General features: G+C 45.1%; 14 protein-coding genes and 2 pseudogenes. 7 read left to right on the top strand and 9 right to left on the bottom strand.

Annotated elements, in window-relative coordinates:
- The first annotated feature begins 1,022 nt into the window (after positions 1-1,022).
- The 5 genes and pseudogenes from crp (at position 1,023) to lpxK (ending at position 6,516) form a co-directional block, all read left to right on the top strand.
- A pseudogene (crp, locus tag A4A68_RS01310) lies at positions 1,023-1,626 on the top strand (cAMP-activated global transcriptional regulator CRP).
- 1,198 nt (positions 1,627-2,824) lie between these two features.
- A pseudogene (locus A4A68_RS03885) lies at positions 2,825-2,941 on the top strand (hypothetical protein); the annotation flags it as partial.
- The gene (locus A4A68_RS01315) at positions 2,934-3,158 is read left to right on the top strand and encodes a class I SAM-dependent methyltransferase (RefSeq protein WP_269447284.1); all 225 of its coding nucleotides are present in this window, start codon (positions 2,934-2,936) and stop codon (positions 3,156-3,158) included. The pseudogene A4A68_RS03885 and the gene A4A68_RS01315, both read left to right, overlap by 8 nt.
- A gap of 554 nt (positions 3,159-3,712) precedes the next feature.
- Positions 3,713-5,461 carry a lipid A ABC transporter ATP-binding protein/permease MsbA gene (gene msbA, locus A4A68_RS01320; protein ID WP_067565699.1) on the top strand — a complete coding sequence of 583 codons (1,749 nt, stop codon included), beginning with the start codon at positions 3,713-3,715 and terminating at the stop codon, positions 5,459-5,461.
- The gene (gene lpxK, locus A4A68_RS01325; RefSeq protein WP_067565702.1) at positions 5,458-6,516 is read left to right on the top strand and encodes a tetraacyldisaccharide 4'-kinase; all 1,059 of its coding nucleotides are present in this window, start codon (positions 5,458-5,460) and stop codon (positions 6,514-6,516) included. Before msbA ends, lpxK begins: the two co-directional genes overlap by 4 nt.
- 935 nt (positions 6,517-7,451) lie before the next feature.
- Here the strand turns inward: lpxK and accC are convergent.
- The 3 genes from accC to A4A68_RS01340 form a co-directional block, all read right to left on the bottom strand.
- The gene (gene accC, locus A4A68_RS01330) at positions 7,452-8,801 is read right to left on the bottom strand and encodes an acetyl-CoA carboxylase biotin carboxylase subunit (RefSeq protein ID WP_067565705.1); all 1,350 of its coding nucleotides are present in this window, start codon (positions 8,799-8,801) and stop codon (positions 7,452-7,454) included.
- Between the two features lie 440 nt (positions 8,802-9,241).
- Positions 9,242-9,697, bottom strand: a complete 456-nt coding sequence (locus A4A68_RS01335) for a type II 3-dehydroquinate dehydratase (protein ID WP_067565708.1) — start codon at positions 9,695-9,697, stop codon at positions 9,242-9,244.
- An 87-nt stretch (positions 9,698-9,784) separates the two neighbouring features.
- On the bottom strand, positions 9,785-10,684 hold the full coding sequence (locus A4A68_RS01340) for an N-acetylmuramoyl-L-alanine amidase (RefSeq protein WP_067565711.1): 900 nt from the start codon (positions 10,682-10,684) through the stop codon (positions 9,785-9,787).
- Positions 10,685-11,365: 681 nt separating this feature from the next.
- Between A4A68_RS01340 and A4A68_RS01345 the strand changes: the two genes are divergently transcribed.
- Positions 11,366-11,692 carry a TusE/DsrC/DsvC family sulfur relay protein gene (locus A4A68_RS01345; RefSeq protein ID WP_067565714.1) on the top strand — a complete coding sequence of 109 codons (327 nt, stop codon included), beginning with the start codon at positions 11,366-11,368 and terminating at the stop codon, positions 11,690-11,692.
- Positions 11,693-12,189: 497 nt separating this feature from the next.
- Here A4A68_RS01345 and trpA read toward each other — a convergent pair whose 3' ends face one another.
- From trpA to A4A68_RS01380, 6 genes are read right to left on the bottom strand one after another with little or no spacing between them, the layout of a single operon-like run.
- Positions 12,190-13,017 carry a tryptophan synthase subunit alpha gene (gene trpA, locus A4A68_RS01355; protein ID WP_067565720.1) on the bottom strand — a complete coding sequence of 276 codons (828 nt, stop codon included), beginning with the start codon at positions 13,015-13,017 and terminating at the stop codon, positions 12,190-12,192.
- On the bottom strand, positions 13,017-14,207 hold the full coding sequence (gene trpB / locus A4A68_RS01360; protein ID WP_067565722.1) for a tryptophan synthase subunit beta: 1,191 nt from the start codon (positions 14,205-14,207) through the stop codon (positions 13,017-13,019). Before trpB ends, trpA begins: the two co-directional genes overlap by 1 nt.
- A gap of 33 nt (positions 14,208-14,240) precedes the next feature.
- Positions 14,241-15,599 carry a bifunctional indole-3-glycerol-phosphate synthase TrpC/phosphoribosylanthranilate isomerase TrpF gene (gene trpCF / locus A4A68_RS01365; protein ID WP_067565725.1) on the bottom strand — a complete coding sequence of 453 codons (1,359 nt, stop codon included), beginning with the start codon at positions 15,597-15,599 and terminating at the stop codon, positions 14,241-14,243.
- Positions 15,600-15,605: 6 nt separating this feature from the next.
- Positions 15,606-16,604, bottom strand: a complete 999-nt coding sequence (gene trpD / locus A4A68_RS03600; RefSeq protein WP_067565728.1) for an anthranilate phosphoribosyltransferase — start codon at positions 16,602-16,604, stop codon at positions 15,606-15,608.
- 15 nt (positions 16,605-16,619) lie between these two features.
- Positions 16,620-17,198 (bottom strand): glutamine amidotransferase-related protein, encoded by a 579-nt coding sequence (locus tag A4A68_RS03605; RefSeq protein WP_067565731.1) that lies wholly within the window; start codon positions 17,196-17,198, stop codon positions 16,620-16,622.
- On the bottom strand, positions 17,198-18,760 hold the full coding sequence (locus A4A68_RS01380) for an anthranilate synthase component 1 (protein ID WP_067566544.1): 1,563 nt from the start codon (positions 18,758-18,760) through the stop codon (positions 17,198-17,200). Before A4A68_RS01380 ends, A4A68_RS03605 begins: the two co-directional genes overlap by 1 nt.
- A gap of 785 nt (positions 18,761-19,545) precedes the next feature.
- Between A4A68_RS01380 and carA the strand changes: the two genes are divergently transcribed.
- A complete protein-coding gene (gene carA / locus A4A68_RS01385; protein ID WP_102135082.1) occupies positions 19,546-20,700 on the top strand; it encodes a glutamine-hydrolyzing carbamoyl-phosphate synthase small subunit in 1,155 nt (384 codons plus the stop codon).

Consider the following 20,700-nt stretch of genomic DNA (forward strand, 5'->3'; position numbering starts at 1 on the left):
ATGGAAAATATAAAATTCGTGTTTTTGCAGATCGATAAAACGCTATAAAGCTATCTATAGTAGATTCAATATAGATTTCTACACGACTAATGTATGACCTGTTTATCATAGCATTGCTTGTTTTTTATGAGAAAATTATAGATTGCCTCGTTTGTTTTCGGCTGATCAATAATCGTAGCCTCTATCCAGTACTCCGCAGTAAACTCCTTCAGTTTGGACACCTGGTACTGTCAGCAACAGTACTAGGTGTTAACGTTTCTCTGAATAGTATATAGTATAAGGCATATATCTTATTCGAAGTAAGGTTTTAAAATCGATACTGATATACCTTTATTGACCCAACGGTAAAGGCGACGGTGACCAGTTGTTTCAAGGACTGTTCTTAGAATTTAGAACGCATTAACAAACAATCTGTTATCCTTGCGATAACCCATTGCTTTTTTATATGGCTAATGTGAATTAGGTAAAAATACACTCAGAAGATAGAGCGGTACATAATGTGAATTTACGTACTTATATCAAACGACTTTCGTCTATTTCCTTTTTAAAATAGGAGTCACGTCAGATGGAACCTTATTTACAGCAGGAATAATCTGTTCTGTTTTAGGTAAAATAAATGAAAACAAATGCCGTATACTTATGTTTGATAAGATCACTGATCATGCTTATTGTTAGATGAATTTTACCATAATTTACATCTTGTGACAACCTCGCTTAAGGTTATACACCTATCTTTTTGCGACAAATCGGCAATGTAATTATAAACACATTATGTTGAAATGAAACAACACAAGGCAAGCTTTCTAAGCTTTGTTAAAAGCAAAGCAATATCGAATTCATTCATAATTAAAGAGCAAGAGCGCAATCAAAGTGTCGTCAATATTAAACTTTGATAAGTTCTCTTAAAAGATTCCATTTATAAACGAAATGACATCATAATATAAATTTACAAGGAATACGTAGCTTCTGATATAGGGCAGTGATGATAAAAAGGCAGCGATGATAAAAGAGGATAATAACGAATGGTTTTAGGCAAACTGCAAACAGACCCAACTCTTGAATGGCTCCTGTCTCATTGCCATATTCACAAGTATCCATCAAAGAGGACGTTGATTTGCCAGGGCGAAAAAGCAGAAACGCTTTACTACATCGTTAAAGGCTCCGTTTCGGTGCTGATTAAGGATAAAGAAGGCAAAGAGATGATCCTTTTCTATCTTAATCAGGGCGATTTTATCGGCGAGCTGGGGCTATTTGAAAACGGGCAGGAGCGTAGCACTTGGGTAAGGGCGGAAACAGCCTGTGAAGTGGCGAAAACAGGTGAATCCGGATATCTTAATGCGTCTGTCTTCACAAATAGCCAGTTGACTTCAAGTAATCTCAGAGAAAGTTGGTAATTTAGCCTTTCTAGATATGACATGGAGAATCGCACAAACATTACTGAATCTGGCTAAACGACCGGATGCCATGACTCATCCAGACGGTATGCAAATTAAAATGACTCGGTAGGAAATTAGTCAAATTGTCGGTTGCTTACGGGAAACAGTTGGCCGTATTTTAAAAATGCTTGAGGATAAGAATCTTATCGCTGCTCACGGCAAAACTATCGTTGTTTACGGTACTCGCTAAACTCTTTCACCTCGGACATAGCTAGGATTGGTATATCCTTTTAGTAAGACTTATGTGCGCAGACACATTTCTTGCCATAAAAGAAATTACATCTTTAAGTAAACGATAGTTCTTTGCTTTCTGGTTGCCAGCTCATAGTCTGTAATGTCTCTGTTTTCATCGGTTTTTTGTATTCCCTAAGCAGTATATTTATCTACGTACGGCCTTCTTTCATAGCCGTCTGTTGCTGGCAGCGAACTGCATTGGTTGATTGTTGGTGCGACTTGCTGGTGCAGCTTATGCCTTGGTGGATACGTCGAGAAGGCGATGCTAATTCGCTTTGTGATGGGATCCATAGCAGTTATGCATCAGATTATTACGCGGTATATAAGCAAGAGCTTTTATTTAACATCCTATAATAAGATTTCCGTTTGTTGCTTGAAACAAGAACATGCCGGTCTCTAATTCTAAAGACGACACTAACCATGCTATTTCGCTTATACGTTCAAGTTTTTACTCTAATTCTAGAAATGCAAATATAATATTCTTAGGTTTTTGATACGAATGCAGCAATCTCGTAACTTGTTGGGTTTATGATCCTAAAGATGTCGGTTCAGATTTACACTCATAGGTGCCTTTTTAAAAAGGCTGTTATAGCTTTCCCTCAGCTAGCACTTTTATATTACACTACGTGGTATACTGTGTGTTAGGTTGGAGTGCAACTCCATTTTATCGTTCCTACTTTCGGTACTATTGTTACACTTATCATCAATTATTCGCTTCTGCGCTTGGCCTCCAAGTTCCATGTGTCAATAACCCTAGCCAGATATCGGTGATCAACCTGCTAACAGCAGGTGTAGACTTCATAAAAACGTAAGTTACCGACTGACGGAGCACTAGAGGAATCTGGTCTATTACAGCAATTGCTTAAGACATGCTCGCTGAAGAAGTGACGCGCCACTGTCGGGATTTTAACACGCATCTGTTACACTTCTCTGAAATTGATTGAGCAAAGCGATAAACATGGCAACGTGAAAGAACCACTACGAGCTCTTTACTGTAAGCAAAAGAACAGAAAATATTAATGACAGCTTGATGAATGACCTGATGTATTGTGTGTTGGCAATGCTGAAAGGGAGTGTAAAAAATGCATAGTCACGGCATTTTGGGCAATGTTAAATTATATTTCAGCTAATTCTGAAGCGCTCCATTTCAAGATAAAACTTTTGACTGTATTACTATTTCGTTTAGTCTGCACAACGTGACCGAGAAAGAGTTAGCGTTGCAGTTCGATATATCGAGCATTAAAAGTCGGCGGTTAACTGCTGATTCTTGAGCTTTCCGCTTCGCGTTTTATGCCGCTTAACAAAGCTTACGATCTTTATTTCTTCCATGTTTTGCCGCATGTCGACGAAATGGTAGACAAGGGATACTGGTATCTATCGCTAGCTGGTGAGGTCTATTCGCATGTACTAGAATCAATAATGTTAAATGTCGGATTCGATAATGTTAAGCATTTTAATATTGACCTACAGCATCATGCGAGGTTATAAATTCTAAATTGCTGCGCGTGGAAAGGTTAGAAACTGACGTAATTGATAATGTACGCGATCTGTCGCGATCCATTTTATAAGCCAGTGTTACTGATAATACGATAAGACCAGATACAGTTTTAAAAAATATGATGAGACGATTTTCAGCAGAAATCGTTGACTTGCACCTTGATTACACAGATATATACCGTCTGGCAAAACGGCCAGTTAGTGATCAAAGGGATCACTTCTCCGAATCTTGACCGATGATCAAGATCTATCGTTCTAATATGTCTTCTATCGTGGGTGGTATCCATAAATATCGTTAACCTCGGCTGGTAGCTGCAGTCCCTGTCACTTGTAGGCAAAAGCGATAGTGAAGTGTTATTAGTGTATCATCATACTGGCAAGATACAGCAACAATCGGTTAGCTAACCGTGTATTATTATCCGCAGATAATGTAATGTTTTGGCATATTAAGGCCAAATTTTTCTCAGATGGCATTATCGGTAGTTTGGGTTGCTGTGCTAAATAGGTAGAATAAGCGACTGTTTAGTTCCGGAACTGGTAAATGAATGTTAAACGATAAAAATCTTTCCACTTGGCAAACTTTCCGTCGACTTTGGCCAATGATCTCCCCTTTCAAAGCAGGTTTGATCGTTGCGGCTATAGCTCTGATCTTAAATGCTGCTAGCGATACTTTTATGTTATCACTACTTAAGCCGTTATTAGATGACGGATTTGGTCAAGCCAATAGTAACATCCTAGTTTGGATGCCACTAGTCGTGATCGTCCTAATGGTACTACGCGGCGTCAGCAGCTTTATTTCAAGCTATTGTGTTTCCTGGGTTTCTGGGAAAGTAGTTATGAACATGCGTCGCCGGCTATTTAATCACATGATGGATATGCCAGCATCTTTTTTCGATCAGCAATCTATCGGCACGCTACTTTCACGCATTACCTATGATTCCGACCAGGTAGCCTCATCCTCTTCCAGAGCGTTAATTACCGCCATTCGTGAAAGTGCATCGATTATTGGGCTGTTCGCGATGATGTTCTATTACAGCTGGCAATTGTCGTTGATTCTGATGGTAATTGCACCCGTGGTATCATTAGCCATCCGCCAGGTGTCAAAGAGGTTCCGCCAAATCAGTAAAAGAATGCAGAATACTATGGGGCAGGTAAGTGCCAGCGCCGAACAGATGCTTAAAGGACATAAAGAAGTGTTGATTTTTGGCGGACAACAAGTAGAAAACGATCGTTTTAACAGCGTCAGTAATCATATGCGCCAACAAGGGATGAAAATGGTTGCTGCCTCTTCGCTTTCCGATCCGTTAATCCAATTTATCACGTCGCTTGCGCTAGCTTTCGTCCTGTATGCTGCGAGCTTTCCTTCGGTCATGAAAACTTTAACTGCTGGCACCATCACCGTGGTGTTTTCGTCAATGATAGCCTTGATGCGTCCTCTGAAATCCCTAACCAATGTCAATGCGCAGTTTCAGCGCGGCATGGCCGCATGTCAGATTCTCTTTTCCATTCTTGATATGGCAACCGAAAAAGATGAAGGCACACTGGAAGTGGAACGCGTTAAAGGGGATATTGCTTTTGACCACGTTACTTTTTCCTATCCGGGCAAAGAGACGCCTTCACTGCATGATATCAGTCTCACTATTCCCGCAGGGCATACAGTAGCGCTAGTAGGTCGCTCTGGATCCGGAAAATCCACTATTGCCAATTTGTTAACGCGTTTTTATGATATTCAGCAGTGTCATATCCTACTCGATGGCATTGATTTATGCGCTTATAAGCTTGCTTCTCTGCGTAATCAGGTAGCGCTAGTATCTCAAAACGTGCATTTGTTTAATGACACTGTTGCCAACAATATCGCCTATGCCCGCAAGGCTACTTACTCTCGTGAGCAAATTGAAAACGCGGCGCGCATGGCCTATGCCATGGATTTCATCGAGAAAATGGACTTTGGTCTAGATACAGTAATTGGCGAGAACGGCATTTTATTATCCGGTGGCCAGCGTCAGCGCATTGCCATCGCGCGCGCACTGCTGCGGGATTGCCCTATCTTGATCCTCGATGAAGCTACCTCGGCGCTTGATAGCGAGTCCGAGCGAGCGATTCAAAAAGCGCTAGATTCGCTCCAGAAAAATCGGACTTTCCTGATCATTGCTCATCGCCTATCCACCATTGAAAAAGCCGATGAAATCTTGGTTATAGAGGAAGGGCGGATCGTTGAGCGCGGAAATCATAAGAAACTGATGTCGCACCAGGGCGTTTATGCTCAACTTCACCGACTACAGTTTGGTCAATGATAGCCCGCATCTGGTTTGGCGCCTCTCGCCTGTATTGGCTGCTATTGCCGTTTTCTTGGCTGTATGGATTCATTACAGTGCTTATCCGCTCTAGCTACCTCTTCGGCTGGCGTAAAGTACATCATTTTCCACTGCCGATCGTAGTAGTGGGCAACTTGACTGCCGGCGGAAACGGTAAAACACCAATGGTATTGTGGCTAGTTACGCAACTCCAGCAAAGGGGCTGGCGGGTTGGAGTCGTGTCACGCGGTTACGGCGGACAAGCGGCACGCTATCCACTGCTACTAAATGAGACCACAACCAGCGATCAGTGTGGAGATGAGCCATTACTTATCTGGCAGCGTACTGGTGCGCCGGTTGCGGTGGCGCCGAGACGAGTCGAGGCAGTAGCGGCGTTGCTATATACGCAGCCTCTGGATGTAGTTGTCACCGATGACGGATTGCAACATTATGCGCTAGGAAGAGACATCGAATGGGTTGTCATCGACGGTCAACGCCGTTTCGGCAACGGCTGGTGTCTACCTGCTGGTCCTATGCGCGAATGGGTCGGGCGCTTGCGAACAGTACAGGCTGTCATTGTCAATGGCGGAGAAGCTCGGCCTGGTGAGCTGCCAATGCGGCTTGTTGCCAGCGCGGCGATTAATCTACTAAGCGGTGAACGTCGCGCTCTCGGCAGCCTGTCTCCAATAGTAGCGATAGCCGGCATTAGCCATCCAGCACGTTTTTTCGCCACCATACGCACAGGCGGTGTAACGCCTGTGCGTATGGTGGCGTTCAACGATCATCAGGCCTACCATCAGCAAATGCTAGATACGCTGGTTTCGTCAGAAGAGCAATTACTAATGACAGAAAAAGACGCAGTCAAATGCCGCGCCTTTGCTCGCACCAACTGGTGGTATTTGCCGGTTGACGCGCAATTGCTTCCTGAGGCAGAAAAAGCGTTGTTAACGCCAATTTTACAGGCGATTCGCCGTTATCAGTCAACGGCGGACGGCAAGATGGATTATTCGGCTCTGTGTTTCCCTGATTACAAAATATACAACATAAAGTCCTGATATCTGACATTGGTAAGTACAATAATACAGAGCACGGGTAGTTGTCGTTGAGGCCAACAAGCTATTGTTACAAGATCAAATATTTAAAAGAGTATATTTAAGAGAGAAATTACTTAAAATTATTTATTTCGGTTTTGAATGCAGGGATTTTAAGTGACCATTGGAACTCAATAGTGTTCTAGTTGCATTTAAAAAATTAAGCTGATGCTTATCTACTATCAAGCAGACGCACTATTATCCTATCCATAGGGTAATTCGCTGTGTATAAAGAAATGAGCTTTTACTCATTTTAAAAAACTGTTGTTCATGCTCTATTGACCCGGTGGTATAACTCTTATACTAAGATTGTAATGAATAAACCGTTAATGTTCAGTTGTCATTATTCTCATATATTTGTAGGCATATTTATTACTGAAAGGCTCTGATTATTGGTTGATCAGAGTATGCCAATTCCCGTCTCATGCTCAAAGCTCGACGCAGGAGGCTACTAGCCATCTCCTGCAACGTCCTACCAGGATATAAAGATATTCACGACTATGCTAGTGACGTTACGACTTGCTTCAGCTCTGGTAAAGAGACTACCACGTCTCAGTCCAAAAAAGGTAATGCGCTGATAGTCTCTGTGTCAATCGCCGATAGCCTGGTAAGCATTGTTCTTTATCATACAACGTAATTTTTAAACGTACTGGAATATAATATTCCAAGTGCATTCAAATACTCCCGTTTATTGTTATATTAATATTACAACAAGGGCAGATTACACAGGCTGATAAACAGCGTCGGTATCCACAGATGGTCTAAAATTAACTTTTGCCAAAAACTCACACGCTTACAATACGTTGGCATTTAGCCGAATGTTGATTATTATTTTAATAAAAGCTAAGATTTAAGCGATTTGACGTATTACGCCAAGTGTAAAGGACATCGCCTTATCCTTAAGTTTTCTGACATCCGAGTTTCTTTTCAAGATAATGGATGTTGGCTCCACCTTTCTGAAAATGTTCATCGTTCATAATCTTTAACTGCAGGTCAATATTAGTTTTAATGCCGTCGATAATCAGCTCTGTTAGCGCATTTTTCATGCGAGCAATAACCACGTCCCGTGTTTCACCAAAACAGATAAGTTTGCCAATCATTGAGTCGTAATAAGGTGGCACTGAATAACCGGCATAAATATGCGATTCCCAACGTACGCCTAAGCCACCAGGCGCGTGAAAGTGAGTGATTTTGCCTGGACTCGGCAGGAAGCTTGTAGGATCCTCAGCATTAATACGGCATTCTACTGCATGACCAGATACTCTAACCTCATTTTGCTTCAACGACAGAGAGTGTCCAGCGGCGATGCGCAACTGCTCTTTAATAAGATCTACCCCAGTTATCGTTTCGCTAACCGGGTGTTCTACTTGAATACGGGTATTCATCTCAATAAAGAAGAATTCACCATTTTCGTAAAGAAATTCAAAAGTACCGGCGCCTCGATAACCGATTTCAATGCAGGCTTTGGCACAGCGTTCACCGATAAAGCGGCGCAGTTCCTCAGTAATGCCAGGAGCTGGCGCTTCTTCTACCACTTTTTGATGACGGCGCTGCATAGAGCAGTCGCGCTCAGGGAAATACAGGGCGTTGCCTTGAGCGTCTGCTAACACCTGAATTTCAATATGACGCGGATTTTCCAGATACTTCTCCATGTAGACTATATTATTATTAAATGCGGATTTTGCTTCTGCGCGAGTCATACGGATTGAAGCGTCTAGGGCTGTGTCGCTGCGTACCACGCGCATTCCACGCCCTCCGCCTCCGCCGGAAGCTTTAATGATTACAGGATAACCGATGCGGTTTGCAATAATACGGTTTGTATTCATATCCTCTCCAACAGGTCCGTTAGAACCTGGGACACAAGGAACACCAGCTTTTTTCATCGCGTTAATGGCGGAAATTTTATTGCCCATAAGCCTAGTAGTCTCCGCGCGCGGGCCGATAAAAATAAAGCCAGAACGCTCTACCTGCTCAGCGAAATCAGCGTTTTCTGACAGAAAACCATAACCTGGATGGATAGCTACGGCACCGGTAATTTCTGCAGCAGAGATAATGGCAGGAATATTCAGGTAACTTTTTACTGAAGGCGGCGGACCGATACAGATCGCTTCATCGGCCATCAGCACATGTTTCAGGTTACGGTCGGCAGTAGAGTATACCGCTACGGTTTTAATACCCAGTTCTTTGCACGCGCGCAGAATACGCAATGCAATTTCACCGCGGTTTGCGATGACAATTTTATCTAGCATTTGGCGCCTCGTTATTCGATGACGACCATGACTCGTCAAATTTAACCGATTGACCGTTTTTTAGCGAGATGCTTTCATTAGGCCAGCATTGTTCAATGCAACCTAGTGCATCATTTTCATTGCCTCAACGATACAAGGGATGTCGCCAATTCATAGCGATCTCAACGAAAGGTTTCGCATCCAGGCCAGGTGAAGTAGAACGTCTTCACTATCGGCGAGCTTACCAGGTGATCACTCATGGTTTCAGGTCAGCAGATGCCATGGCCGCATGGTTGTTGCTGCACTGAAAGCATAGAAGCCTATTGCATCATCGGATAGGCCGGTTTCATCGTAGCACGACTGATACAAACGAATTCTTTTAGCTCGAAAATGCTGCATGCGTCAACCAGCGCAATCAGTTTTTTTGATCTTACGAATACTCATATGTGGAGTTCCATACTTTAATTAATTGGATATAAACAGGCGTTTGACCACTGTCTATAAAGTACAGCAATACCTGCAGCACTAAGGCCACATATTAAGTTAACCGAAATATCAGACAAATAAGAGTAATGACAGAAAGGTTCCCGTACATACACATTGGAAAGGTAAATCTTAATCAACGATATGTTTACTATTAACATCGCATCGCATAGGATGATGCCAGTATAGGTAAGCGCTGCAGGATTGATAGTGATAAAATTAGTATTGTTATAGACCTGATGAATACGGTCGATCAGTATATGCTCCGCATGAAATTTAAAATGGCTGAGTTTGATTCCCAAACTGCCTGACAGCGCGCTTAGGTCCTCGATAATATTAGCAAGTGTGGCACAATCATATTTGTCTAGTTTACGGATACCGAGCAAATTCAGGTGCGGTCTATTGAGAAGTAAAACGTAGCACTGATCATCCATTGTGCAGCGATCTCCTTTCAATTTACATTACTATATAGAAAATAACCAATGGTAAACGATTTGTCATCTTTTTACTGATCATTTTGGTCAAGCAATATAATGATATCGAAGGTTTTCACAGCAAATTAGTAGTGGCATTTGAGCACAGTACTTTTCTACCAGCGCGCGGGCAATCGCTTCGGTTTCCATGTCTGCAACACCGGTAATATTTCTTGGACGAAAATGCATCTGAAAAGCGCTAATGACACGCTGCGTCTCCGAATTCATTTTGCCTGTTTTCGGGATAGTATAACCATAAGCAGCTAGTGCTTGCTGGATAATCATGACGTCACCGCTAGACCATCGGTGCTTACCCTGTAAATATTTTGTCACCGTTTCTGCATCCGGCCATGCGCCTACGCCCTGCTGCGCCATAGTTTTCCACGGAAACTGCGGGCCTGGATCGGTCTTCCTCAGCGGCGCGATATCGCTGTGCGCCAAAACGTTTTGCGGCTTAATCTGGTAACGTGCGATAATGTCTCTAGCTAGGCTAGCTGCTAATATCATTTGCTCTTTGTGGTAAGGAATCCATTGTCGTCTAGAGGAGTGCTCATGAAAACCATCATTGACAATCTCAATACCAATGGACGTATCGTTGATATTATTCCGTACAGCCCAGCCGCTTACGCCCGCGTGCCATGCCCGCTTACTTTCCGGAACTAACTGCAATACTACCGGTTTACCGTTGAATTTCCCTGGATTGGAAGAAATAAGATAATGAGCGCTTACTTTACCCTGCGTAAGTAGTCGAAGAGACTCTGTATCATCTACAGCGGTGTAATGGAATATAAGAAACCGGACACGTTCATCTTGAACTTGGGAGGGGAAGAAGGTATCAATCGCGTAATCGCCATGATCAATCAAGTTATTAGCCGGTTTTTCAGTAATATGATGCTCAACGCATCCTACTAAGCTCAGAACGTTAAAAAGCAAAAAAATCCTCTTCATATAAACTTTTCCTAAAGGATATCGTCATATTTCAGACTCAATCTAAAAACCACTTAGAACCATACCAACATGCCGAATGATTGAATTTAATTTAAAGTGTATGGCTATTTATTCGTATTTATTTTTGTACTCAAATTATTGCTTCGTTTTCGCTAGTAAGGCACTCAAGAATATATATCAGGCTACCTTCAATATGGGCATGAAAAGCTCTGCATGAGAGATATTGAAGGCTGCTGCAGTACATTTAAAAAATACGCAAGTAAGTTGCCGATAGTTTAGGCCTAATGCTAACATTGTAGTCTGCTGTGAAATAAACGAACAACGCATAGAGCAGAATGACTTAATTCACGCATATACAGCAAACGCCTTTCTTGTAAAACCATGTACTTCAAATGATAATTATCTGATTATATATAATGTTTCTGCTATCGATAAAGATGAGTCACTCTTTGTGTTGCGCAATACCTATATTTCTTACACTGCCATTTATTATGGTTACCAGTGTCTAATTGTAATTCTTTAAATGCATTTTCAATATTTTCATTTTATTATGCTCGTCTCTACCTTGTCATAGCATCTTTGGCGACATATGCAGCAACTAACTGATTATCCCGTAGGGATATATTACGTTTTCTGCACCGCAAATCTTTATCTGATAATCAATAAACTGGATAGCAAACGATGGAGTTTAACGGAATAGAAATCAGTACCGATGCGCAAGGGTATTTGACTCACCTACAGGACTGGTCCGAAGCGTTAGCGGGAGAAATCGCTCGCCAAGAAGGTATTAGCCTCAGTGAAGCTCATTGGCAGGTGATTTATTTCGTCCGAGCATTTTATCTACAGTATAATATATCACCTGCGATGCGAATGCTGGTAAAAACCATAGCGCAAACCTACGGTGAAGAAAAAGGCAATAGCCGTTATCTTTTCCGTTTATTTCCTGACAGTCCTGCCAAACAGGCAACAAAAATCGCCGGTCTACCAAAACCAGTAAAATGCCTGTAATCACAAAGATTAAACAACTGATATTTAAATTGTTAGGCACCGAAGTCCACCATTGCTTGTGCCAGCTGATAAGTGGAGTATTGCTGCTTATCTATAACGATGATGGAACGTCGTATAAGGAAGGTGGAAGGTTGTTAATAGAGATGGTAAAAACATTAAGATTCCTATCGCTATCATTGCTTCCTGGTGGTAGACAGTCCAACTGCTTCCCACCTTACACTTTCTTTGCAGACTACAACTTTAACGTTGCCATGTTCTAATTGTAGATAAGACCGCTTTTAATTCTTGATACTTTACTTGATATTGAGTAGCGTAGTGAAAGTTAATGCTCTAAACCTGACTATAGATCTAGGCGAGATGTTGTGCTTGTTTTTCGCTAATTAAGCAAATTCAATATAGTTTTTTACTAGGTTTAGTTGGACTCAGTCACATCAAATATCTTGCTCATTGAGCCATGTATGTTCAAAATTAGAAATACTAGTCACAATAGTATGTGACTATACATCACGATCAGTAAATTTAGTTAGAGTCGCTGACTTGAGTTTGCGAACAAACTGCGCTAGATGTTCTAACATTACGACTGGATTATCTTTATGTTCTGCGATAATACGCACAATAGCCGAGCCGCAAATAGCGCCGGCTGTACCGGCCTGAAGCGCGTCTTGAACTTGGCCTGGTTCGGAGATGCCAAATCCCTGTAATATCGGTGGAGCATGATACCACTTCAGGGTGTCAACCAGATGCTTGAGAGGGATATTTGCTCGTTTCTCGTTCCCAGTGACACCGGCACGCGAAAGTAGGTAGGTATATCCCCGGCCGTGCGAAGCGATATTACGCAGTAACGTATCATCAGCGTTAGGTGGACAAATGAAAATAGGGGCCACTTTATAGTACAAAGCGGCCTGATGAAATGGAAGACTTTCTTGTAGAGGCACGTCTGCTACTAACACCGAGTCGACGCCAATCCTAGCACAATGAGCGTAAAAAGCATTTATGCCTTCATTGTAGATTAAATTGGCATACATCAACAAACCAATCAATATGGCGGGATATTTTTGGCGAATCATCTCTAGCATTTTAAAACAATGCGCCGGCGTAACGCCAGAGGAAAACGCGCGTAGATTGGCATGTTGAATGATAGGGCCATCAGCTAACGGGTCTGAAAATGGCATACCCAACTCAAGTGCATCGGCGCCAGCATTAATAAGTGTATCGATGATGCGTAGCGAAAGGGTAGGATTGGGATCGCCAAGTATCACAAAAGGTACAAACGCGCCTTCATGCCGTGCCGCCAGCTGGCTGAACAATTGCTGATAGCGTTTCATTAAATATCTCCTTTCGCCTTAAGAATATCATGAACGGTGAAAATATCTTTATCTCCGCGACCGGATAGATTGACTACTAAGATCTGCGCTTTTCCCGGTTCCGCTTGTATCATTCTCAATGCGTGGGCCAACGCATGGGACGATTCCATCGCCGGAATAATACCTTCATGGCGGGAAAGACGACGAAAAGCATCCAAGGCCTCTTCGTCTGTAGCCGACACGTACTCAGCCCGGCCTATTCTATCAAGATAGGCGTGCTGAGGACCTACCGAGGGAAAATCTAAGCCGGCTGATATAGAGTAGGATTCCTCAATTTGACCTTCTGCGGATTGCAGCATCAGCGACTTCATACCGAAGTAGATGCCGGTGCGACCATGTTTCAATGACGCTCCATGCTGCCCGGTCTCGATGCCAAGGCCGCCTGGCTCTACACCTATCAAGCGAACAGTTGGTTTATCGATAAAATCGGCGAACATGCCGATGGCGTTAGAGCCGCCGCCAATACAGGCGATAACAGCATCTGGCAGATGATTCTCGTGTTCTTGCAACTGCGCACGCGTTTCCTCACCGATCATTCGTTGAAATTCGCGCACGATAGTTGGAAATGGATGCGGACCGGCAGCAGTGCCAAGCATGTAGTGGGCACGATCGTAGCTATCAGACCAATCACGCAACGCTTCATTGCAGGCGTCTTTTAAAGTGGAAGAGCCGCTGTGCACTGGAATGACCTCGGCACCCATCATCCGCATGCGAAAAACATTGGGCGACTGACGTTCGATGTCTTTAGCCCCCATATAAATACGACATTGTAATCCAAGCAATGTGGAAGATAGGGCGGAGGCTACGCCGTGCTGACCGGCGCCGGTTTCAGCGATAATTTCAGTTTTTCCCATCCGTTTGGCCAACAGTGCTTGTCCCAGCACTTGATTAGTTTTATGGGCGCCGCCGTGCAGCAGGTCTTCACGTTTGAGATAAAGTTTGGTCCGGGTGCCAACAGTCAGGTTGCGGCACAGCGTGAGCGGGGTCGGTCTGCCGGCGTAGTTTGTCAGCAAATCTCTAAATTCGGCCTGAAACGCCGGGTCGCTTTGAGCGCTAACAAACGCGTCTTCCAGTTGAATTAACGCAGGTATCAAGATTTGTGGCACATACATGCCGCCAAACTCACCAAAATATGGATTCAGTCGTGTCATTCTTGGTTGTCTCTCACGGTATCACACTAAAGGTTAATAAGCGCGCAGCATCTGAAACACCGCAGCTAATTTATGATGATCCTTAATACCCGGCGCGCTTTCCACCCCGGAGTTGAAGTCTAGTCCTGCACAACCTAGACGTGCTGCTGCTACGCATTTGTCTGGTGTTAAGCCGCCTGCCACGATCACGTTGTCCAATGTGGCACCGTTCAACAGCGACCAATCGAAAGATTTTCCACTGCCACCGCTATTGTCCAGCACATAACGATTAATTTGAGTTAAATCTCGTGCCGGTAAAGTCTGGCGCATATCCAGCGCTTTCCAAATACGGCACTCGGACGGCAGGGCACGGTGTAGCGCATCGATATAGCTCTGGTCTTCATCGCCGTGCAATTGAACTGCCGCTAGTGATAGTGCGCTGACGGTTGCCGCGACATCCCGCACCGGCGCGTTACGAAATACACCAACATAGCACAGCGCAGCGCCGGACATCACGGTGCTGGCGGTGTCGATATCCACACACCGCGGGGAGTCGGAGACAAAAATCAGCCCGCCGTAAATTGCCCCCGCTTCTAGAGCAGCGCGCGCATCAATGGCTCGGGTAAGTCCGCACACTTTGTTTTCACCCAACAGGACCCGATGTACGGCTATCTTCAGATTAGGTTCAGACATTAGCGCGCTTCCAATTAGGAAACCGTTAACGTAATGGCTGAATTCACGCACTTGGCAATAGCGATTAATACCGGATTCGCTGATTACCGTCACGCCCGCCGGCAGACGCTGGGCAAGTGTACGGGTTCGGTTCAAATCAATCGATAGATCGCGTAGGTCGCGATTATTGATGCCTACAACTTTTGCACCCAACGTAATGGCGCGTTTGCACTCATCATCACTGTTAACTTCGGTTAACACCCCCATATTCAGGTTATGGGCCGTTGCCGCCAACGCAAGGTAGGTATCGTCGTCTAGGACGGACAGCATCAGTAAAACTGCGTCTGCCTGATGCAGGCGCGCGAAGTAAATCTGCCAGAGATCAATAATAAAATCTTTGCATAATATCGGTTGGCTCACCAAGTGGCTTACTTCATGCAGATAATCAAAGCTACCTTGAAAATATTGTTCGTCAGTTAGGACCGAAATCACGGAAGCATAATGCCTGTAAATACGCGCGATGTCGCCAGGGACGAAATCGTTTCGAATCAGTCCTTTGGACGGAGATGCTTTTTTACATTCCAGTATAAATGTTGTCCTGGTACCGGACAGCGCGTGATAAAAACTTCGTGTGCTAGGCTGCACCTGATGATGGAAACTGCCCAACGGCGTCATCCGTTTGTGCTCGGCGACCCATTTATATTTATCTGCGACGATTTTCTTAAGTATCGTGTTCTGCATACTGTCTTACCCTCTTGCTGCTAGTGCCATCATACGCGCATATGGGGCACCACTGCGAATTTCTTCAAGTACACGATAGGTATTGTCACGGAGATTTTCCTGCCCGAACAATTTGAGCAGCAAGGCTACGTTAATGGCAATAGCGAATTCATGTGTATGTTCCCCTCTACCTTGTAACAAACGAGCTAAAACGTCACGGTTTTCTTCCGGTGACCCTCCCTGTAGTGCCTCTGCTGGTTGGGCTGATAAACCAAAATCCACCGCGTTCAAGATGTAATTCTCAATCGTTCCTTCACGCAGCTCTGCTACATGCGTCGGTGCATGCAAGACAACTTCGTCCATACCGCCACCATGCACCACCGCAGCGCGTTGGTAACCTAACATACGCAGCGTCTCTGCAATAGGCTGCACCAATTCCGGGCTGTAGACGCCGATCAGTGTCAGCGGTGGTTTAGCAGGGTTAATAAGCGGCCCTAGGAGGTTAAACAGAGTACGGGTTTTCAACAATTGGCGAACTGGCATCGCATGGCGCAAGCCGGAATGATACTGAGGGGCAAACAGAAAGCACACGCCCAGCTCATCTAGTGCCTGGCGCGACGATTCAGCCGACATATCTAGTCGGATATTAAAGGATGCTAACAGGTCTGAGGAGCCTGAACGGCTTGAAACGCCGCGATTGCCGTGCTTGGCTATTCTGGCGCCGCAACCGGCGGCAACGATAGCACTGGTGGTAGAAATGTTGATGCTATTGCTACCGTCGCCTCCGGTACCCACGATATCGGCAAAAGCATAATCAGGACTTGGAAACGGGCCGGCGTTAGCCAATAAAGCACTAGCAGCACCGGCAATCTCTTCGGGGTGTTCACCGCGCACCTTCATGCTGATAAGCGCGGCTGCTAGCCGTTCCGGGGCTAATTGTCCTTGAATAATAGTCCCAAACAGCTGCTGGCTTTGTTCGCGGCTGATACGCCCGCCCTGATAGAGATGCTCCAATATTGCTTGCATAAACAGCCCTTCTGATTACGTCAGTGCCCAGGCTATCGTCTGGTTTAACAAATGTGCTCCATGGGTCGTCAAAATAGATTCAGGATGAAACTGAAAGCCACAGAGCCGATCGACATCACTACGTACTGCCATCACCATGTCGTCAAAGTAAGCGTTGACCGTAAGCGTTTCTGGCACCTGACTAACGACTAGTGAATGATAACGCGCCACCTGAAGCGGGTTCGGCATGCCGGCAAACATGCCAGCGTTATCGTGTCGGATCAGCGAGGCTTTACCGTGCAAAATATCACCTGCATAGCCAATATTCCCGCCGTACGATTCTACAATCGCCTGATGGCCAAGGCAAATACCGATGATAGGCAGGCGACCACATAGTGTTGTGAGCAATGCCGGCATACAGCCGGCCTGAGCCGGCACTCCGGGACCTGGAGAAAGCATCAGGATCGGATTGTTCATTTTGGACAGCGCCCGCATGATGAACGCGGCTGGCAGAGAGTTTCGGTAAATCACTACCCGATGATTGTTAGCGCGTAACTGATCTACCAGATTATAAGTGAACGAATCGATGTTATCGAGTAACAAGATGTCGGCCATCAGAACAATTCCTTTGCGTCGTGAGCGGTAGCAATAGCACGTAAAACGGCACGCGCTTTGTTGCGGCTTTCCTCGGCTTCTGCTTGTGGAACAGAATTTAATACTACGCCTGCACCGGCCTGCACTGTGGCAATACCGTCTTCAACGTAGGCGGAACGGATAATAATGCAAGTATCGAGCACGCCGGTGGCAGTAAAATACCCAATTGCGCCGCCGTAGCTACCGCGGCGTTCGCCTTCTGTCTCGGCGATAAGCTGCATGGCGCGAACTTTCGGCGCGCCGCTTAAGGTGCCCACATTCATACAAGCTCGGTAGGCATGTAGCACATCAAGATCGGTGCGCAGCTTGCCGACAACACGAGATACTAAATGCATCACGAAGGAGTAACGATCAACTTTGGTTAGATCAGCTACATAACGGGTGCCAGGTTCGCAAATACGCGCTAGCTCGTTACGCGCTAAATCCACCAGCATTAAGTGTTCGGCCAGTTCTTTATGATCGGTGCGCATTTCCAGTTCAATGCGACTGTCAAGATCAGAATCTAATGTACCGTCTTGGCGCCGTCCGCGTGGACGGGTGCCGGCGATGGGGTAGATTTCAATCTGTCCGGTATCAGGGTCGTATTTTAGCGAGCTCTCCGGCGAGGCACCAAACAAGGTGAATTCATTATCCTGCATAAAAAACATATACGGACTGGGATTATTTTTTTTCAACGTATGGTAGGCGGCGAGTGCTGAAGGACAGGGAAGTAAGAATCGCCTAGAAGGCACGACCTGAAAAATTTCCCCTTCACGAATCGCTTTCTGCATTCGGCGTACGACTTGACCGTACTCTTCATCGCTTTGAGCACAGGTCAATGTCATAGTCTCGATAGCCTGATGTGGAATAGGTTCTGACTCCTGAGTAAGTTGATGCTGCAACTGCTCAAGACGGTACTGCAAGCGCTGCTTCTCTGATGAACTGTCGCTAAACAGGCTACATTGCAGTGTGCAAGTTTGTCGCTGATGATCAAGGATTAATAGCGTTTCCGCTAGATAAAAGCAGTAATCAGGGCAGCGCTGTCCTGGACGCAAAGGCGGAAGAGGTTCAAATCCTACAACGAGATCATAGGCGAACAATCCGCCAATAAACATCGCTTTTGGCTCGCTCGGCGGCTGACCGACCAGTGTCAACAGCAGACGCAAGCAATCGAATACAGACAGAGATCGCAAGCGAGTATCCTCATCCACGTTTTGTATCAATGGCGGGAAGATTAATTCACGACCGTCAGGATGTGTAACGATCGTGACTTCTTCGGGCAAGGCAGCATCCAATAGTGGTAATAACGCAACGCCGTTAGCGCTCAGTGCCTGTAGCGTGACAATCTGCCCAAAGGCGGTGATACGCAGCGCGCTATCCACTACCATCATGCTTTCTAGATCGTGCTTCTTATCGATCTCAGCCGATTCCAGCAATAGCGTCGCAGGCCGCGCGCCGCACAACTGGTTAAACATACCCGTTGGGTCTGTGCGGTAAGGGGCCTGCACGTGCAGCAATTCTATCTGATACTGACTAGTTGGCATTGACATTATCTATTTCCTGATTGTCGCCCATAAAAAACCCGCAACGTAGCGGGCGTTCTGGATTATGCTCTGTTTGATGACAACGACGCATGATTTCATACCCGCTAAAGAACGGTGCACCACCAGCGAAACGTTACGGTTAAAAAGACCATCATTCTGCGCGTCTTTCAGGCTTTTATTGAACTACATAATAGCAAGTTAGTTCAGAAATAAAAAGTCATCCACAATGGATGAACTCATAAAAAATAAATCCGCTAGTTCAATATCATCTGTCGCTCAAATCACTGAAACGGCCGCTGATACATTTAACTTCCGCAAGAGAAGAAAGGAATCAGCTTGCGGTCTATGTACCGTGATAAAGCGTCTTTTTTATCAATTCCGCACCTGAGTTGAGCTAAGTTGCAAACTGAGCATATGCTACTTGCTACCTGCTTTCGTATAGCATCTAGAATATTCATTGCCATATCGGCAATAAGCCTGGTTTATGTCTGGCTGAACGTCTCAATAGTAAGAAGCTAATATTTTCATACAGATTGCAAATGTGGTTGAGCTTCTGACGCCGGATAATCATTATATCAAACTCTATTTGTTTCACAACGATATCCTACGCATTCTTAAGAACAGGAAGAAAATCCATCTGAGTCCTTACACTGTCTGTGAGATAAACACAATGCAGGTCGTCTTTAAAATGTCTCAAATTCTACTTCAAAAGTGATTGTTGCATTGCTTCATTCCTTTGAATGAATTAGTATGTAAGTATGATGTTGGATCTCATGGGAGGGGCTTTGATAAAGTCAGCACTGTTAGTTCTGGAAAACGGAATCCAATTCCACGGTCGATCTATTGGGGCAGAAGGTATAGCGGTGGGAGAAGTAATTTTCAATACTTCAATGACCGGTTATCAAGAAATTCTCACTGATCCTTCCCATTTTCGCCAAATCGTCACTCTGACTTATCCTCATATCGGCAATGCCGGCACTAATGAAGCGGACAATGAATCATCTCGTGTGCAAGCAGAGGCGTTGGTAATTCGAGATTTGTCGCTCATCTCTAGCAACTTTCGCGATACACTTTCGCTATCGGATTATCTGAAGCAACAAAATACTATTGGTATCGCTGATATAGATACTCGTAAGCTGACGCGTTTACTACGGGAGAAAGGGGCACAAAACGGCTGTATTATTTCGGGAGAGACCCAGGATGCGCAGATGGCTCTGCGTAAAGCTCGAGAATTCCCAGGTCTACATGGCATGGATTTAGCGAAAGAAGTGAGCACCACTGAACAATACAACTGGACCCAAGGCAGCTGGACTCTGAAAGGAGGTTTGCCCGCGCCAGCGACGGATCTACCCTATCATGTGGTAGCCTACGACTACGGTATCAAGCGCAATATCATGCGCATGCTAGTCGATCGCGGCTGCCGATTGACGGTAGTGCCGGCGCAAACACCGGCTGAAACGGTGCTATCGATGAATCCGGACGGCATCTTCCTGGCCAACGGCCCCGGTGACCCGGCGCCCTGCGATTACGCGATCGCCGCGATTCAAATCTTCCTGACAACTGATATTCCGTTGTTCGGTATCTGCCTTGGCCATCAGCTTCTGGCACTAGCTAGCGGTGCCAAAAGCGTAAAAATGAAGTTCGGTCACCACGGCGGCAACCATCCGGTTAAAGATCTTGCGGCTGATCGTGTAATGATCACCGCTCAGAATCACAGTTTCGCGGTGGATGAAAAAACACTACCAAACACACTCAAAGTGACCCATACCTCGCTGTTTGACGGTACGCTGCAGGGCTTGTGCCATACTAATAAACCGGCTTTCAGCTTTCAGGGACACCCCGAAGCCAGCCTTGGCCCACACGACGCCGCACCGCTGTTCGACCATTTTATTGGGCTTATCAACGCTTATCGTTCACACCCTAACGTATTGGGAGCCTGA

The sequence above is a fragment of the Candidatus Doolittlea endobia genome, assembly GCF_900039485.1.
Taxonomy (GTDB): domain Bacteria; phylum Pseudomonadota; class Gammaproteobacteria; order Enterobacterales; family Enterobacteriaceae; genus Doolittlea; species Doolittlea endobia.